We start from the raw sequence: 17,382 nt of genomic DNA on the forward strand, positions 1-17,382 counted from the left end.
ATCTGGACCAGGACGAAGAAGGCGACATGACGGCGACAGCGGCGGAGCGGGCGGCGATGACCCATGCGCTCGAGATCGCCCGCCGCGGGCCCCGGGGGCTGAACCCCCAGGTCGGCGCCGTCATCCTCTCCCCCGCGGGCGACGTGCTCGCCGAGGGCTGGCACCGCGGCGCGGGAACCCCGCACGCCGAGGTCGACGCGCTCTCGAAGCTCACCCCGGACCAGTTGCGCGGCGCGACCGCCGTGGTCACGCTCGAGCCGTGCAACCACACCGGGCGCACCGGCCCCTGCGCGCAGGCGCTCATCGACGCCGGCGTGGCACGCGTGCGCTACGCGCTGGACGACCCCGGGGCGGTCTCCGGCGGAGGCGCGGAGCGGATGCGCGCCGCGGGGATCGACGTCGTGGCCGGCGAGCAGGCCGCGTCCGCGCACGCCCTGATCGACGACTGGCTGACGGTGCAGCGGCTGGGCCGACCGCACGTCACCGTGAAGTGGGCGCAGAGCCTGGACGGCCGCGCCGCCGCCGCAGACGGATCCAGTCAGTGGATCACCGGTCCCGAGGCGCGGGCCGACGTGCACCGCCGTCGTGCCGCCGCGGACGCGATCGTGGTCGGCACGGGGACGGTGCTCGCGGACGACCCCGCGCTCACCGCGCGCGACGGCGCCGCACTGCATCCCCACCAGCCGGTACCCGTGGTGATCGGCGCACGGGAGACCCCGTCGGACGCCGCCGTGCGACGGCATCCGCAGGCGCCGCTCTTCTACCCCGGCCACGACCTCGACGGCGTCCTCGCGGACCTCCGGGATCGCGGGATCCAGCGCGTGTTCATCGAGGGCGGTCCCACGCTCGCCAGCGCGTTCCTCGCGGCCGGCCTCGCCGACGAGGTCCTGGCGTATGTGGCCCCTGTGCTGCTCGGCGGTCCGAAGCTCGCACTCGGCGACATCGGCGTGACCACGATCGATGAGGCCCGGCGCCTGATCGTCGACCGGTGGCTGCCGCTCGGGGCGGATCTGCTGGCGGTCGCCCGTCCGGCCGGCGCCGCGGAGGACACGGCCGGGTCGACCCTCCCCGCAGACGAGTACATCTCCCGGAACGAAGGAGCTGCCTGATGTTCACCGGAATCATCGAGGAGATCGGCGAGATCACCGCGATCGCGCCCGCGGGCGACGGTTGGCGGCTGACCGTGCGTGCGCCGAAGGCCGCGTCCGACGCGGTGCACGGCGAGTCGATCGCCGTGAGCGGCGTGTGCCTGACCGTGGTCGGATCCACCGCCGACACGTTCGACACCGACGTCATGAAGCAGACGCTCGACGTCGCCGCGATCGGCGGCGCGACCGTGGGCACACGCGTGAACATCGAGAAGGCGATGCCGGTCGGCGCGCGCCTGGGCGGCCACATCGTGCAGGGCCACGTCGACGGTGTCGGCGAGGTGCTCGAGGTACGCCCGGGAGCGCAGTGGAGCGTCCTGCGGATCTCCCTGCCGCACGACCTCGCCCCCCTGGTCGTCGACAAGGGATCCATCTCGGTCGACGGCACGTCGCTCACCGTGAGCAGCGTGAGCGCGCCCCCCGCGCCCGGCGCGCAGACGGGTGCGAAAGGGGCGGACTGGTTCGAGGTCTCCCTGATCCCCGAGACGCTCGCCGCGACCACGCTCGGATCCCGCGTCGCCGGCGACCGCGTGAACCTCGAGACCGACATCCTCGCCCGGCACGTCGAGCGTCTGCTCGCCTTCCGTGCCGCCGGCGTTCCCGAAGACACGGCCGCAGGCCCCGGCGCCGACCGCGCCGCCATCACGGAAGGAGGCTCGCGATGAGCCTTTCCACCATCGAAGAGGCGCTGGAGTCGCTCCGCGCCGGCCGCCCCGTGCTGGTCGCGGACGACGAGAACCGCGAGAACGAGGGGGACGTCATCCTCTCCGCCGAGCTCGCGACTCCCGAATGGATCGCCTGGACCGTGCGCTGGACCTCCGGGTACCTGTGCGCGCCCATGCCCGCGGACATCGTCGACGCGCTGAACCTCCCGCCCATGGTCGAGGCGAACGAGGACGCCCGCGGCACGGCGTACACGATCAGCGTCGACGCCGCCTCCGGCGTCACCACGGGCATCAGCGCGGCCGACCGCGCCCGCACGCTGAACGTGCTGGCCGATGCCTCCTCCACCCCGTCCGACCTCATCCGCCCGGGCCATGTGCTGCCGCTGCGTGCGGTCGACGGCGGTGTGCGTCAGCGCGGCGGGCACACCGAGGCGGCCGTCGAGCTCATGCGTCTCGCGGGCCTGCGCCCGGTCGGCGCGATCGCCGAGGTCGTCGCCGAGGACGGCAGCATGATGCGCCTGCCCGGACTGCTGGAGCTCGGCGAGCGCGACGGGATCCCGGTGATCACGATCGAGCAGCTCGTCGCGCATCTCAACGAGGTCGATCCGCGCGACGAGGCCGACTGCGTCGCGAGCAACACCCGCCGCAGGGTGAGCCTGCGCGCCGACGCGACCGTGCCGACCACGCACGGCGTGTTCCGCTTCCTCGCGTACAAGGACCGCATCACCGGCACCGACCACATCGCGGTCGTCTCGGGCGAGCCCACGGAGACGGCCCTCGTGCGGGTGCACTCCGAGTGCCTGACCGGCGAGGCGTTCGGATCCCTCAAGTGCGAGTGCGGTCCTCAGCTCGAAGCGGCCCTCGACGCCATCGAGCAGGACGGCGGCATCGTCATCTACATGCGGGGCCACGAGGGACGCGGCATCGGTCTCATCAACAAGCTGCGCGCCTACGCCCTGCAGGAGGAGGGTCTCGACACGGTCGATGCGAACCTCGCGCTGGGCCTGCCCGCGGATGCCCGCGACTACGCGGCGGCGGCCGGGATCCTGACCGATCTGGGCGTCAGGAAGGTGCGCCTGCTCACGAACAACACCGACAAGGTGGCGCAACTGCGCGACCTCGGCCTGGATGTGATCGAGCAGGTTCCGCTGATCGTCGGCGTCGGCCCCAACAACCACCAGTACCTCGAGACCAAGCGCGACCGCATGGGTCACATCATCGGCGAGTCCGAACTCGCCGCCGCCCTGGCCGCGAACGGTACGGACAACGGAGAGGACCGCGCATGAGCGGCGCAGGAGCACCCGAGACCGGCGGATTCGACGCGAGCGGCCTGAACGTCGTGATCGTCGCCGGCACCTGGCACGAGACGATCACGAACGGTCTCATCGCGGGCGCGCAGCGCGTGCTCGAGGAGACCGGGGCGAACCACCGCCTGGTGCGTGTGCCCGGCTCGTTCGAACTCGCGGTCGCCGCGCAGGCGGCGTTCGCCGGCGGCGCCGATGCCGTGGTCGCACTCGGAGTGATCATCCGGGGCGGGACTCCGCACTTCGAGTACGTCTCGGCCGCCACGACCGACGGTCTCACGCGGGTCGCCCTCGACGCCGGCAAGCCCGTCGGCTTCGGCGTGCTCACCCTGGACGACGAGCAGCAGGGACTCGATCGCGCGGGCCTTCCGGACTCCAAGGAGGACAAGGGCGCCGAGGCGGCCGACGCCGCGCTGCGCACGGCCCAGGTCATCCGCTCCCTGCGCGGCTGACCGCCGCGACTCCTGAGTCGTCTCCCTGAGCACGGTCTATCGGTCGTGCTCAGGGAGACGACTCGCAGTTGGAGACGGTGGGAGAGGTGTACCTTCCTGGCGCCGGAACCCGCCCGGGCCTAGCCTGAGGTCATGGAAACCCTGCGCCACATCGTGCTGTTCGTCCATCTCCTCGGCTTCGCCACGCTGTTCGGCGCCTGGGCCGTGCAGGCCTTCGGCGGCAAGAAGCAGATGACCAGCCTGATGAACACCGGCCTCGCGATCGCCGGCGTCGCCGGGCTCGCCCTCGCCGCGCCCTGGGGCCTCCCCGAAGGCGTGAGCATGAACTACGCCAAGATCGGCACCAAGCTCGTGATCCTGCTGATCATCGGCGCCCTGATCGGCATCGGCTCGGCCCGCCAGAAGCGCGGCCAGGCCGTCCCGCCGGCGATGTTCTGGCTCGTCGGCATCCTGACCGCCGCGAACGCGGGCATCGCCGCCATCTGGTGACGCCGCACTGACCTCCGCAGAGACGGCGAGAACGCGGGATCCGATCCGTCGGATCCCGCGTTCTCGCGTTTCCGGATCCCGGCGGCGGCGTCACACTCCGCCGTGCGCGCGTGTCCGCCTGTGGATCCGCTGAACGCCGGGCGTAGACTCCCCCGTGCTCGTCGTGCGGTTGGGGGCCTGACGGGCACTGACCGACGCACCGACCGGAGGACCGCATGAGCACCGAGACGACCGCACCCGCGAATCCCCGATCGAGGGTGATCCTCGCCAGCCTCATCGGCACCACGATCGAGTTCTACGACTTCTACGTGTACGCGACCGCGGCGGTCCTGGTCTTCCCCATCCTGTTCTTCCCGACCGGGAACGACACGACGGCGCTGCTCGCGTCGTTCGGCGTCTTCGGCGCTGCGATGATCGCCCGCCCGATCGGCGCCATGGTGTTCGGGCACTTCGGCGACCGGTACGGACGCAAGGCCACGCTCGTCGCCTCGCTGCTGACCATGGGCATCGCGACGTTCCTGATCGGGGTGCTGCCGACCTTCCAGCAGATCAACTGGTGGGCGGCGCTGCTGCTGCTCATCCTGCGGCTCGCGCAGGGGTTCGCCCTCGGCGGTGAGTGGTCGGGCGCGGCCCTGGTCGCGACCGAGAACGCACCCGAGGGCAAGCGCGCCTGGTACGGCTCGTTCCCGCAGCTGGGCGCACCGCTCGGGTTCATCATCGCCAACGGCCTGTTCCTCATCATCAACGCGCTCCTGCCGCACGCCACGGACCCGACGCAGAAGTCCGAGGCCTTCCTGAGCTGGGGATGGCGGGTGCCGTTCCTGTTCTCCGCGGTCATGGTCGTGATCGGCCTGTGGGTGCGGCTCCGCCTCGTCGAGTCGCAGACGTTCAAGAAGGCCGAGGACACCGGCGCGATCCGCAAGCTCCCGCTGGCGACGGTGTTCCGCCACCACGGGAAGCACCTCGTGCTGGGCACGTTCGTGATGCTCGCCACCTACGTGCTGTTCTACCTGATGACGAACTTCACGCTCTCGTTCGGCACCAAGCCGTCGTCGGTGGAGGTCGCCTCGGCCGCCGCGCAGAAGGCGGCCGAAGCCAAGGGCGCCCCGTTCGATGCGGCCGCGTTCGCCGCGCAGTTCTATCCGGGCCAGGGCTTCGGCTACACCGATTTCGTGGTGATGCAGATCGTCGGCGTGGTCTTCTTCGGCATCTTCACCCTGCTGTCCGGCCCCTGGGCGGACCGGATCGGCCGCCGGAAGCTCCTGATCTGGACCACGGTCGCGATCATCCTGTTCGGCTTCACGTTCCCGCTGTTCCTCGGCCGGCATGCCGGCGAGCCCTTCGCGGTGGTCCTCACGCAGTCGTTCCTCATCCTGGGCTTCCTGCTCATGGGCACGACCTTCGGCCCGATGGGCGCCCTGCTGCCCGAGCTGTTCCCCACCAACGTCCGCTACACGGGGTCCGCCGTCGCCTACAACGTGTCCTCGATCCTGGGCGCGGCCGTCGCGCCGCTGATCGCGGTGTGGCTCTGGCAGCTGGCCGACGGCTCCCCCGTGCTCGTCGGGATCTACCTCTCGGCGATGGCGGTGCTGACGCTGATCGCGCTCATCCTCATCCCGGAGACCAAGGACCACGCGTACGAGGACGACCTCGGCGCCCCCGCTCTGCTCTGAGCCGGGGGCATCGGCGGCGCTGCATCATTTCAATTGATGCAGCGCCGCTTTACTGTGTATTGGCGCGATCGAACCCGGGCGGGGTTGACTGGCTCCATCACCCGAAGAGCACCGTCGCAGCCCTGCACGGCGCCGCGCAGATCCGCACGAGACGGACAGAGGAGTCCTGATGAGCGTTGAGATCGCCACATCCGCCATACGCACCGAGAACTTCCGCAAGACGCTGGGCCGACTCGACATCATCTTCCTGTCGATCGCAGCCATCATCTCGATCGACACGGTCGCCCAGATCGCCGCGGGAGGCGGGGCGCAGGCGTTCACCTGGACGCTGGTGATCGGCGTGACGTTCCTGCTCCCCTATGCCTTCGTCGTCTCCGAGCTCGGCAGCGCCTTCCATGAGGAGGGCGGCCCGTTCGTCTGGGTCCGCCTGGCCTTCGGCAAGCTCGCCGCCTCGATCGCCACGATGTTCTACTGGATCACCAACCCGCTCTGGATGGGCGGCTCGCTCGTGTTCATCTCGGCGGCCACCTGGGACGCCTACATCTCTCCTCTGCCCTCGGGCAGCATCGGCGACTACGTCTTCAAGATCGGGTTCATCTGGCTCGCGATCCTCGTCGCGATCATCGGACTGCGCTACGGCAAGATCATCGTCGCCGTCGGTGGTATCGCGAAGGTGGCGCTCCTGGCGATCTTCGTCGTCACGGTGGTGATCTACGCCCTCCAGAACGGCGTGCACGGCTACGCGGCCGGCGAGTTCTCTCCCACCCTCGGCGGCTTCCTCGCCGTGACTCCCGTGATCCTGTTCGCGGTCGTCGGCTTCGAGGCCCCCAACGGCGCCGCCGAGGAGATGCGCGACCCGCAGAAGGACGTGCCCAAGGCGGTGGCCTCCTCGGGCCTGATCTCGATCCTGTGCTACCTCGTGCCGATCTTCGCCATCCTCGCCGTGCTCCCCGCCGACAAGGTGCAGGGCGCCACCGGCCTGCTGGACGCCTTCAAGGAGGTGTTCCGGGTCTACGGCCCCGCGGCGGGCCCGCTCATGTGGCTCGCGGCGATCGTCTTCGTCTTCGTCGTGCTCACGCAGGCGAGCGCCTGGATGATCGCGTCCGACCGGGTGCAGGCCGCGGCGGGCGCCGACGGGGCCTTCTTCCGCTACTTCGGCCGGTTCTCGCCGCGCCTGGGCACCCCGGTGCGGATGAACATGCTCTCCGGCATCGTCGCCACCGTCTTCTGCATCGCCGCGACCGTGCTGCTCAGCGGCAGCGCCGCCGCCGCGTTCACGGTCGTGCTGACGGTGGCGATCTCCACCCTGTTGCTGTCGTACCTGGTGATCTTCCCCACGGTCATCGCGCTGCGCCGGAAGCACCCCGACGTCCCGCGCCCGTTCCGCGTGCCGGGCGGCACCGCGGGGCTGTGGATCTGCACGGTCGTCATCTACGCCTGGGTCGTGCTGGGATCCTGGGTCGCCGTCTTCCCCGGCACGCTGGAGGCCCTCTTCGGCGTCGATTACGACTTCCACGACGTGTGGGGGGTCGATCGCCTCACCTTCGAGGGCTTCACGATCAGCACCCTCGTCGTGATCGCCCTGCTCGCCCTCGTCGGCTACCTGTACGAACGGCGCCGCCCGGGATACTCTCCCGACGATCCCGCCGCCGAGTCGGCCGCGGAGGTCGACGCGCTCGCGGCCCACGACAACCGCCCCGCCACCCGCATCCCGTGACCCCGGTCCGCCAGAAGGAGACACCGTGACCATTCCCGAGACCGCGACGAGCGTCGCCACCCACCCGCTGGATCCGCTGAGTGCCACCGAGATCACCGCCGCGCGCGACCACCTCGTCGCCGAGGGCCGCCTCGGCGAGAGCGTGCGCGTCGCGTACCTCTCGCTCCGCGAGCCGGCGAAGTCCGTGCTCCGCTCCGGCGGGCCGGTGCCGCGCGAGGCCAGGGCCATCCTGCTCGACACCGCGACCGGCGCGACCACCGACGTGCTGATCGACCTCCGCGCCGGCACCACGATCTCGGCGGTCGACGTCGACCCCGCCCTGAGCGGTCAGGCCCCCGTGCTGTTCGAGGAGTTCGACGCGATCGAGGGGATCCTCAAGGCCGACGAGGGCTGGCGGTCCGCGCTCGCCTCCCGCGGACTCACCCCGGATGAGGTGCGAGTGGCTCCGCTGAGCGCGGGCATCTTCGACTACGACGGCGAGGAGGGCAGGCGCCTGCTGCGCGGCCTCGCCTTCGTGCAGCGGGACGAGCACGACTACGCCTGGGGCCACCCGGTGGATCAGCTGGTCGCCTTCGTCGACATGATCGAGCGGAAAGTCGTGCGGATCATCGACGACGGTCCGGCGGCGATCCCGATGGCGAACGACAACTTCGAGGATCCGGAGATCACCGGTCCCCTCCGCACCGATCTGAAGCCCCTGCACATCACCCAGCCGGAGGGCCCGAGCTTCACCCTCGACGGCAACGTGCTGCGCTGGCAGAAGTGGGACCTGCACGTCGGCTTCGATGCGCGGGAGGGGCTCGTGCTCGGCCAGATCGGGTTCGACGACCACGGCACCCGTCGCTCCATCGTCGAGCGCGCCTCGATCGCGGAGATGGTCGTGCCCTACGGGGATCCCGCTCCGTACCGCTCCTGGCAGAACTACTTCGACACCGGCGAGTACCTCGTCGGCCGCGACGCGAACTCGCTCGAGCTCGGCTGCGACTGCCTCGGTGAGATCACCTACCTCTCCCCCGTGGTCGCGGACGACTTCGGCAATCCCCGGGAGATCCCGCAGGGCATCTGCATCCACGAGGAGGACTTCGGACTTCTCTGGAAGCACACCGACGAGTGGGCGCAGCACCGCTCGTCGCGCCGCCAGCGCCGGCTCGTGGTGAGCTTCTTCACCACCGTCGGCAACTACGACTACGGCTTCTACTGGTACTTCTCCCTGGACGGCACGATCCAGTTCGAGGCCAAGGCGACGGGCATCGTGTTCACCGCGCGCTACCCCGGCGAGGGCTACCCCTACGCCTCGCAGATCGCTCCGGGGCTTGCGGCGCCCTATCACCAGCACCTCTTCTGCGCGCGGCTCGACATGGCCGTCGACGGCGAGCGCAACGCCGTTCACGAGCTCGATCTGAAGCGGGTGCCGCAGGGCGAGGGCAACCCGCACGGCAACGCGTTCGCCCGGTCCCGTCGGGTGCTGGGCACCGAGTCGGAGGCCCGGCGCCGCGCGGACGGCTCGCTGGGCCGGGTGTGGGAGGTCGTCAACACCGAGAAGCGCAACGTCGTGGGCGAGCCCGTCGCCTACACGCTGTTCCCCGAGGGTCAGCCGACGCTCGCCGCCGCCGACGGCTCGTCGATCAGCAGGCGGGCGGCCTTCGCGACCGAGCACCTGTGGGTCACCCGCTACGCGGAGGGCGAGCGCTACCCCGCCGGGGACTTCGTGAACCAGAGCGTCGGATCCCCGGGCCTGCCGGAGTTCCAGAAGGCGGACCGCGGGATCGACGGTGAGGACATCGTGCTCTGGCACAGCTTCGGCCTGACGCACTTCCCGCGCACCGAGGACTGGCCGATCATGCCCGTGGACTACACCGGCTTCACGCTCAAGCCGACCGGGTTCTTCGACAAGAACCCCGCACTCGACGTGCCGCCGTCGCCGAGCGGTCACGCCTGCGTGCACTGCCCCGACGGCGAGTGCCGCTGCTGACCTCCTGGGGTCGTTGAGCGAGCGCCGACGCAGCCGGAGCGAGACGAAACGCGGTGCTCTCGTGAGGACACCGCGTTTCGTCTCGGTCGCCTTCGGCGTCCTCGCTCAACGACCCCGGCGGGGCCCCCGGCACGCCCTCGCTCAACGACCCCGGCGGTGGCATCAGCGCGTGCGACCGGACCGTCAGGCCACGAGTTCCGTGCGTGCTCGTCCGCCGAGGCGCGGTGTTCGATTCGGGTCGGTCGACGGTGGCGGCAAGAACCAGACCTTCGCGCGTACGCCGATCCCTTCGATGCGAATACCCCAGCCGTTGTCGTGGATCAGATGATGACACGTCTCGCACAACAACACCCCGTTGTTCAGATCCGTGCGCCCGCGGTCGCGTTTCCACCACTCGATGTGATGCGCCTTCGTCATCCCCGGCGGCAGGCCGCAGAACGCGCATCCGCCGTCCCGTTCGGCCAGGGCAAGACGCTGGGCGCGGCTGAACAGGCGCCGGTCCCGACCCCAGTTCAGGACTTCCCCGTCCTCCCCGCACGCCCACCGAAGGGTCCCGCCTCCGCCGGCCATGCGGCGGACGGTGTCGATGCTGACAGGCTGCTCGATCCCGTCGACGAGTCCGGATCCGGTCCCGGCCTCCAGATCCGCGGCGTTCACTCTGACGATCACCGTCGCCCCGTTCAACGTCTTGTTCTTCAGACACGACAAGGCATGCTCCGCGAGGTGCACGAGCGCGTCCGCCTGGATCGCGGTCACCGGGCGCCGATCCGCATCGAGAGCCTGCGGATCACGGCCGTCTCGTTTCGCGGCGAACTCAGCCGACACGAATCCCTGGATCGCCGTCTTCACCGCCGCGCCCCGGGCCGGGTCCAGAGTCGCGGTCAGGTGCAGCATCCCGTCCCGCTCGAACATCGACAGCGAGGCCCTCGCCCGCAGCTCGTCCTCCCGCGGGGCCGGCCCGTCCGGATCCAGATGCGCCTCCAGGCGAGTGATCATCCGCCGTACCTCGTCGTGCGAGAGGCCCGGAGCCCTCGCGGTGAGGAACTCCTCGGCCTCACCACCGCATGCAGCGCCCACGGTCCGTCGGGCCCGCTCCAGGAAAGTCACGATGGTGCTCGCAACGGCCGCGCCGATCCGGCCCGCCGACAGCGCCTCGCGTACGGCCGGGAACTTCGCGGGCAACGACTCCCCGATCAGGTTCGTGCGTGGCGCCGTCGCCTCTCCCACTCGCACCAGCCGGGCGGCGTCGCCGGTGGTCGCGCCCGTGGTCGTCGCGATCAACTGCGCCGTGGTCCGGAACCCCTGCTGCTTCGCCAACGACTCCGGCCCCAGCTCCGGGCGTGACTCGTGGACGATGCCCGCCGCGACCTCCGCATGCACCGCGTCCAGACACCGTCTCGCCGACCCGATCGCCTCGTTCACGACGACCAGCTGCGCCCGCGACAACCCTGCACCAGAGGACGCATCACCCCACGCCGCAGCCAGAAGCCGGGTGGCCTCCAGGAGCGGATCAAGGGTGCTGGTCATGCCTCGATCCTACCAGGCATCGAAGAGATCTTCGAAAGTTATCCACAGCCGGATTCACGCGCTGAACAGGCATTCTCCGGAACACGGGCGACGCTTGGCGGAGATCTGCAGGAAGCCCCGTTTCGTCTCGGTCGCCTTCGGCGTCCTCGCTCAACGACCCCGGAGGGAACCCCTCGCCCAACAACCCCGGCGGGAACCCCCACACGCCCCCCGATCGCCGGTGGCCGCATCAGCGCGGATCGGTGCCGAACAGCTCGCGGGCGAGAGCGGCCACCGCCCGCGTCCGCGCGGTCGGCCGCACCCGTGCGACCCGGGCGAAGCACACCTCGAGCGGGGGCGCCTCACCGGCGATCGGCAGCGCCCGGAGCGCGCCCCCGTCGTAGGTGGTGGCGGCGAGCGGCACCTGGTTCAGGATCGAGTAGCCGTGACCGCGGGCGACGAGCGAACGCACCGTCTCGTAGCTGTGCGAGCTGTAGCGCACCCGCGGCGCGACGCCGGCGTCCTCGAGGATGCCCAGGAAGTACTCCCGCGAGTGCGGCAGGTCGAGGAGCACGAGCTCGCTCTCGGCGAGGTCCGCCAGCGCGATCTCGGCACGATCGGCGAGCGGGTGATCGGCGGCGAGGATCACGTGCGGAGCCGCCGAGAAGAGCGGATCGAAGGCCAGGTCGTGCACCCGCCCGAAGTCGTAGACGATGCCGCCCTCGACCGCGCCCGAGAGCAGCAGCTCGGTCGTGCCCTCCATGTCGGCCTCGATGATCTCGATGCGCAGGTCGGGATGCTCCTGCTCGACGCGCGAGATGAGGCGCGGCAGCACGAACGGCGCGAGGGTGACGAAGCACGCCAGTCGCAGGGTGCCGCGCACCTGATGGTGGCGGCCCCGGACGGTGTCCGCCATCTCCTCCACCTGCGCGAGCAGGGACTGCGCGTCGTGCAGCAGCTGCTCGCCCGCCTCCGTCAGCGCGAGGCCCTTGCTGCGCTGGCGCACGAACAGCTGCACGCCCAGGGACCGCTCCAGCTGGGCGATCGCCGTCGACACCGCCGACTGGGCGACGTGCAGGTCGACGGACGCCTCGGTCATCGAGCGGTAGGACGCGGCGGTGACGAAGTACCTCAGCTGGACGAGGGTCATGTCGGCGCTGTGCAGTCTGGCCATGCCTCACAGTATCAATCAGACTGATGCACGTCTTCGATTCTGTGAAGTGTACAGATATCAGCGTTCTCGGGAGCATGGAGGAGCAGCAGCACCAGAGCAGGAAGAACGGCGCAGTGGAGGAACGGATGTCGCACGAAGAGGTGGAAGTGCTGGTCGTCGGCGCCGGCCAGGCGGGCATCGCGATGAGCGAGCACCTGAGCCGGGCCGGCATCGGGCACCTGGTGGTCGAGCGGGATCGCATCGCGGAGCGCTGGCGCTCCTGGCGCTGGGACTCGCTGGTCGCCAACGGGCCCGCATGGCACGACCGGTTCCCCGGCCTCGAGTTCGACGTGGACCCCGACGCCTTCGCGGGCAAGGAGCAGGTCGCCGACTACCTCGTCGCCTATGCCGAGAAGTTCGAGGCGCCGATCCGCACCGGCGTCGAGGTGCAGAGCGTCACCCGGCTCCCGGGCCGGCCGGGCTTCCGGGTGCAGACCGACCAGGGCACGATCGACGCCCGCTACGTGGTCGCCGCGACCGGCCCCTTCCAGCGCCCGATCATCCCCGCGGTCGTGCCGGAGGACGCCGGCATCCACCAGATCCACTCGAACCAGTACCGCAATCCGGCGCAGCTCCCGGAGGGCGCGGTGCTCGTGGTCGGCGCCGGATCCTCGGGCGTGCAGATCGCCGACGAGCTGCGGCGTTCCGGCCGCGAGGTTTTCCTCGCGGTGGGTCCGCACGACCGGCCGCCGCGCAGCTACCGCGGCCGGGACTTCTGCTGGTGGCTGGGCGTGCTCGGCAAGTGGGACATGGCCGCTCCCCCGGTGGGCGCCGAGCATGTGACGATCGCCGTGAGCGGCGCGCACGGCGGGCACACGGTCGACTTCCGAGCCCTCGCCGCGACCGGGGTCACCCTGCTCGGCCGCGCCGGCGCCTTTGAGGACGGCGTGCTCGCGATCGCCCCCGACCTGCGCGCGAACATCGCCGCGGGCGACGCGAACTACCTCTCCGTGCTGGACGAGGCCGACGCCTACGTGCGGCGCAACGGACTCGACCTGCCCGAGGAGCCGGAGGCGCACGTGATCGGCCCGGATCCGGAGAGCCTCACGCACCCGCTCCTCGCGCTCGACCTGCAGGCCGCCGGTGTCACCTCGATCGTGTGGGCGACCGGCTTCGCGCTCGACTACTCCTGGCTGCAGATCGACCCCGACGCGTTCGACGAACGGGGCCGGCCCCGCCACCAGCGCGGCGTCTCGGCCGAGCCGGGGGTCTACTTCCTCGGCCTGCCCTGGCAGTCCCGCCGCGGATCCAGCTTCCTCTGGGGGGTCTGGCACGATGCGCGCTACATCGCCGACCAGATCGGCATCCAGCGCGGCTACGCCGCGTACCGTCCCGCATCCGAGCCCTCGGCACCCGCCCTCGTCACGTCAGGAGTCGCCCGATGACCGCGCACACCCGCATCCGCCCCTTCAACACGAAGGTCACCTACCCCGAGCAGAACCTCGACAACGATCTCTGCCAGGCGGTCGTAGCGAACGGCGTCGTGTACCTGCGGGGACAGATCGGCCAGGATCTGGACACCAGGGAGTCGGTGGGGATCGGCGACGTCGAGGCCCAGGCGGAGAAGGCCATGGCCAACATCGCGATGCTGCTGGAGGAGGCCGGATCCTCGCTCCAGGACATCGTCAAGGTCGTCGTCTACATCATCGACCCCCGCTACCGGGAGACCGTCTACCGGGTGATGGGCCGCTGGCTCACCGGCGTGTTCCCGGTCTCGACGGGGCTGGTCGTGAGCGCCCTCGCCCGCCCGGAATGGCTCGTCGAGATCGACGCGACGGCCGTCATCAGCACCCCGGCCGACCGCGCCGACGGCCGCGACTCCGCCCTCGACGAGGCGACGCGATGACGTTCTCGATCGTCGCCCGCGACGAGACAGGGGCGTTCGGATCCGCGATCTCGTCGTCCTCGCCCGCGGTCGCCGCCCGCTGCGTGCACCTGGCCGACGGTGTCGGGGCCGTGAACTCGCAGAACATCACGGATCCGCGCCTCGGACCGATCCTGCTCGACGCCCTGCGCGGCGGCGCGTCGTCCGAGGAGGCCCTGGCCGCCGCGGTCGCCGGCACGGCGCACATCGCCTTCCGCCAGCTCCTCGTCGTCGACGCGGCGGGGCGCGCGGCCGTCTACTCGGGCGAGCGCGCGCTCGGCAACGTCGGCGCCGCCACCGGCTCCGGGGTCGCCGCGGGCGGCAACATGCTCGCCTCGACGGACATCCCGCAGCTCATGGTCGACGCGTTCGCCGCCGCCGAGGGCGACCTCGAGCGGCGCCTGCTCGCGGCCCTGCAGGTGGCCGTCGCCGCCGGCGGCGAGGAGGGCCCTGTGCACTCCGCCGGGCTCTCCGTGGTGCGCGACGCCGGCTGGCGGGTCACGGACCTCCGGGTCGACTGGACGGACGGGGATCCGATCGCCGAGCTCGGCACCCTGCTGGAGCTCTGGCTCCCGCAGCGCGACGACTACGTCACGCGGGGCCTGGATCCCTCGGCCGCACCCTCGTACGGAGTGCCCGGCGATGCGTGAGACCGGCGCGCTCAAGGACGCGGCGGACGCCGTCGTCGCCGCCGCGTCCGCCGACCTGATCCGGCTCTCCGAGGCGCTGCACGCGGATCCGGAGACGGCATGGCAGGAACACCGCTCGGCGGCCCGGGTCGCCGAGGCCCTCGCCGCCGGCGGGTTCCGCCTGACGCCCGGATATCTGGGCCTTCCGACCGCGTTCCTCGCCGAAGCCGGCTCGGGTCCCACGGTCATCGGGATCATGGCCGAGTACGACGCCCTCCCTGGCCTCGGGCACGCATGCGGGCACAACCTGATCGCCGCGAGCGCGGTCGGCGCGGGGCTCGCACTCGCCCCGCTCGCCGACGAGCTGGGGCTCACCGTGCGCGTCTACGGCACACCGGCGGAGGAGGGCGGCGGCGGCAAGATCGAGCTGATCGAGGCCGGGGCGTTCCGGGATCTCGCCCTCGCGCTCATGGTGCATCCCGCACCCGTCGACGTCGCCGAGGCGCGGCCGTTCGCCGTCTCGCACAGCCACATCGCCTACGACGGGGTCTCCGCGCACGCCGCCGCGTACCCCGATCAGGGCGTCAACGCGAACGATGCGTTCCTGGTCGCGCAGGTCGCCATCGGCCTGCTCCGCCAGCAGCTGCCCGCCGACACCCGTGTGCACGGCGTGCAGACCGTCGGCGGGTACGCGCCGAACGCCATCCCGGAGCGGACCGAGGGGCGCTGGTACGTGCGCGCGAACTCCCTCGCCGAGCTGGAGGTGCTCGAGGCGCGGGTGAACCGCTGCTTCGAGGCGGGGGCGCTCGCCAGCGGTGCGACGCTGCGGATCACTCCGGAGAGCAAGCCCTACGCGGAGTTCCGCACCGACGAGCGCGCCCTGGCCGCCTATCGCCGCAATGCGCTCGCCCGCGGGCGGGTGTTCGCCGATCCCGCGGTCGCCGGCCGCATGAACCGCGCGTCGACGGACATGGGCAACGTCTCGCAGCTCGTCCCCGCGATCCACCCCTACATCGGGGTCGGATCACTGCCGTACGGCAACCATCAGAAGGAGTTCGCAGCGGCCTGCGTGGGCCCCGTCGCGGAGCAGGCCCTGCGGGACGCGGCCGTCCTCATGGCGTGGACGGTGATCGACGTCTTCGCCCCGGATCCGCGGGCCTCGGACACCCCGGCCGGCCGGGGCGCCGAGGACCGCCCGCACGACCGCGACTCCGACGACCCGCAGCACGATCAGACCACCCTCAAGGAGAGCGCCGCATGAGCACCATCGACTGGACCGCACGCAGCCGCAGCCTCGGCATCGACGGACGCGCCGTGATCGACGGCCGCCGCGTCGTTGCGTCCGACGGCGCGACGATCGCCGTGCAGAGCCCGGGCTCGCTCGCCCACCTGGCCGACCTCGCCTCCGGCACCACGGACGACGTCGACAGGGCGGTCGGCGTCGCCCGGCGCGCCTTCGACGCCGGATCCTGGAGCCGTCGGGCGGCGGCCGACCGCGGTCGGGTGCTCGTGCGGCTCGCCGACCTGATCATGGCGAACCTCGAAGAGCTGGCCCTGCTGGAGACCCTCGACTCGGGCAAGCCGATCGCGCAGACCCTGACGGTCGATGTGCCGGGCACCGCCGAGACGTTCCGCTGGTACGGCGAGCTCGCCGACAAGCGGTTCGATGAGATCCCCACCACGCCGCCCGGATCCACGGCCCTCGTGCGGCGCGTTCCGCTGGGCGTCGTCGGCGCGATCACGCCGTGGAACTACCCGCTCGAGATCGCGGCCTGGAAGCTCGCCCCCGCCCTCGCGAGCGGGAACAGCGTCGTGCACAAGCCCGCGACCGAGACCTCGCTGAGCGCGCTGCGCCTCGCGGATCTGGCACTCGAGGCGGGAGTTCCCGCGGGGGTGCTGAACGTCGTGCCGGGTCGCGGATCCGTCGTCGGCGAGCGCATCGCGCAGCATCCCGACATCGACGTGCTCGCCTTCACCGGTTCGACCGCCGTCGCGAAGCGGCTCATGATCAGCGCCGGCACCTCGAACATGAAGCGCGTGGCGCTGGAGGCGGGCGGGAAGAGCTCGAACCTCGTGTTCGCCGACGCCGACCTCGAGGCCGCTGCGGCGAAGGCCGCGTTCGGCGCGTTCTACAACCAGGGGCAGGTGTGCTCGGCGAACTCGAGGATCCTGGTGCAGCGCGCCGTGCACGACGAGTTCGTCGCCCTTCTCGCCGCGGCGTCGCAGGAGTACGCCCCGAGCGACCCGCTCGCGGGCGCCGAGGGGAACGGCAGCCTGATCAGTCGCGCGCACGCCGACGAGGTGTCCGCCGCGATCGCGCGGGCGGCCGCGGACGGCGAGCTCGTGGCGGGCGGAGACAGGGTGACGATCACCGGATCCGACGCCTACCTGCGCCCCGCGATCGTCACCGGTCTCGGCGCCGACCACGACCTGCATCATGTCGAGGTGTTCGGTCCGCTCGTGGCGGTGCTGGGCTTCGACGACGAGGACGAGGCGATCCGGCTCGCGAACGACACGGAGTACGGCCTGGCCGCGTCGCTGTGGACGAGCGACTTCGGTCGCGCGCACCGGGTGGCGGAGCGTCTCGTCGCCGGCACCGTGTCGGTCAACACCGTCGACGCCCTGGGGCTCACCACGCCGTTCGGCGGGTTCCGCCAGTCGGGATTCGGCCGCGATCTCTCCCGGCATGCGGTGGACAACTACACCGACTGGAAGACCACCTGGTTCCAGCACGGCTGAGGGGCACGCCC

15 protein-coding genes are annotated in these 17,382 nt (G+C 71.1%); 13 read left to right on the forward strand and 2 right to left on the reverse strand.

Translation table 11 applies throughout. The features are described 5' to 3' along the window. Positions 1–26: 26 nt before the first annotated feature. The 8 genes from ribD to WFJ01_RS15430 all read left to right on the forward strand — a co-directional run bounded on the left by ribD (position 27) and on the right by WFJ01_RS15430 (position 9,420). Positions 27–1,109, forward strand: a complete 1,083-nt coding sequence (gene ribD / locus WFJ01_RS15395; RefSeq protein WP_336629547.1) for a bifunctional diaminohydroxyphosphoribosylaminopyrimidine deaminase/5-amino-6-(5-phosphoribosylamino)uracil reductase RibD — start codon at positions 27–29, stop codon at positions 1,107–1,109. Next, complete coding sequence (locus WFJ01_RS15400) at positions 1,109–1,813, forward strand: riboflavin synthase (RefSeq protein ID WP_336629548.1); 705 nt, start codon at positions 1,109–1,111, stop codon at positions 1,811–1,813. The genes ribD and WFJ01_RS15400 overlap by 1 nt, the downstream gene beginning before the upstream one ends. After that, on the forward strand, positions 1,810–3,099 hold the full coding sequence (gene ribA / locus WFJ01_RS15405) for a GTP cyclohydrolase II (RefSeq protein ID WP_336629549.1): 1,290 nt from the start codon (positions 1,810–1,812) through the stop codon (positions 3,097–3,099). The genes WFJ01_RS15400 and ribA overlap by 4 nt, the downstream gene beginning before the upstream one ends. Next, a complete protein-coding gene (ribH, locus tag WFJ01_RS15410; RefSeq protein WP_336629550.1) occupies positions 3,096–3,569 on the forward strand; it encodes a 6,7-dimethyl-8-ribityllumazine synthase in 474 nt (157 codons plus the stop codon). The genes ribA and ribH overlap by 4 nt, the downstream gene beginning before the upstream one ends. 132 nt (positions 3,570–3,701) lie before the next feature. Then, positions 3,702–4,058, forward strand: coding sequence for a Fe-S protein (locus tag WFJ01_RS15415; RefSeq protein WP_251438482.1), 357 nt, complete (start codon positions 3,702–3,704; stop codon positions 4,056–4,058). 215 nt (positions 4,059–4,273) lie between these two features. Next, on the forward strand, positions 4,274–5,731 hold the full coding sequence (locus WFJ01_RS15420) for an MFS transporter (RefSeq protein ID WP_251438483.1): 1,458 nt from the start codon (positions 4,274–4,276) through the stop codon (positions 5,729–5,731). Between the two features lie 169 nt (positions 5,732–5,900). Beyond that, positions 5,901–7,448 carry an APC family permease gene (locus tag WFJ01_RS15425; RefSeq protein ID WP_336629551.1) on the forward strand — a complete coding sequence of 516 codons (1,548 nt, stop codon included), beginning with the start codon at positions 5,901–5,903 and terminating at the stop codon, positions 7,446–7,448. A 25-nt stretch (positions 7,449–7,473) separates the two neighbouring features. Continuing rightward, positions 7,474–9,420: a primary-amine oxidase gene (locus WFJ01_RS15430; protein WP_336629552.1), complete on the forward strand. Its 1,947-nt coding sequence runs from the start codon at positions 7,474–7,476 to the stop codon at positions 9,418–9,420. A gap of 183 nt (positions 9,421–9,603) precedes the next feature. On the opposite strand, the gene WFJ01_RS15435 is transcribed toward WFJ01_RS15430, so the two are convergent. Beyond that, the gene (locus WFJ01_RS15435) at positions 9,604–10,947 is read right to left on the reverse strand and encodes an HNH endonuclease (protein ID WP_336629553.1); all 1,344 of its coding nucleotides are present in this window, start codon (positions 10,945–10,947) and stop codon (positions 9,604–9,606) included. A gap of 229 nt (positions 10,948–11,176) precedes the next feature. After that, complete coding sequence (locus WFJ01_RS15440) at positions 11,177–12,100, reverse strand: LysR substrate-binding domain-containing protein (protein ID WP_336629554.1); 924 nt, start codon at positions 12,098–12,100, stop codon at positions 11,177–11,179. Between the two features lie 125 nt (positions 12,101–12,225). Here WFJ01_RS15440 and WFJ01_RS15445 point away from each other — a divergent pair, with 125 nt between their 5' ends. The 5 genes from WFJ01_RS15445 to WFJ01_RS15465 are packed head-to-tail and all read left to right on the forward strand — an operon-like array spanning position 12,226 to position 17,371. Continuing rightward, complete coding sequence (locus WFJ01_RS15445) at positions 12,226–13,524, forward strand: flavin-containing monooxygenase (protein ID WP_336629555.1); 1,299 nt, start codon at positions 12,226–12,228, stop codon at positions 13,522–13,524. Next, positions 13,521–13,985: a RidA family protein gene (locus tag WFJ01_RS15450; protein WP_251438489.1), complete on the forward strand. Its 465-nt coding sequence runs from the start codon at positions 13,521–13,523 to the stop codon at positions 13,983–13,985. The genes WFJ01_RS15445 and WFJ01_RS15450 overlap by 4 nt, the downstream gene beginning before the upstream one ends. Beyond that, positions 13,982–14,653 (forward strand): DUF1028 domain-containing protein, encoded by a 672-nt coding sequence (locus tag WFJ01_RS15455; protein WP_336629556.1) that lies wholly within the window; start codon positions 13,982–13,984, stop codon positions 14,651–14,653. Before WFJ01_RS15450 ends, WFJ01_RS15455 begins: the two co-directional genes overlap by 4 nt. Next, complete coding sequence (locus WFJ01_RS15460; RefSeq protein ID WP_251438491.1) at positions 14,646–15,893, forward strand: M20 family metallopeptidase; 1,248 nt, start codon at positions 14,646–14,648, stop codon at positions 15,891–15,893. The genes WFJ01_RS15455 and WFJ01_RS15460 overlap by 8 nt, the downstream gene beginning before the upstream one ends. Further along, positions 15,890–17,371, forward strand: a complete 1,482-nt coding sequence (locus tag WFJ01_RS15465) for an aldehyde dehydrogenase family protein (RefSeq protein ID WP_336629557.1) — start codon at positions 15,890–15,892, stop codon at positions 17,369–17,371. The genes WFJ01_RS15460 and WFJ01_RS15465 overlap by 4 nt, the downstream gene beginning before the upstream one ends. Positions 17,372–17,382: the final 11 nt, after the last annotated feature.

This window comes from Microbacterium sp. MMO-35, from assembly GCF_037147555.1.
Classification (GTDB): Bacteria; Actinomycetota; Actinomycetes; order Actinomycetales; family Microbacteriaceae; genus Microbacterium.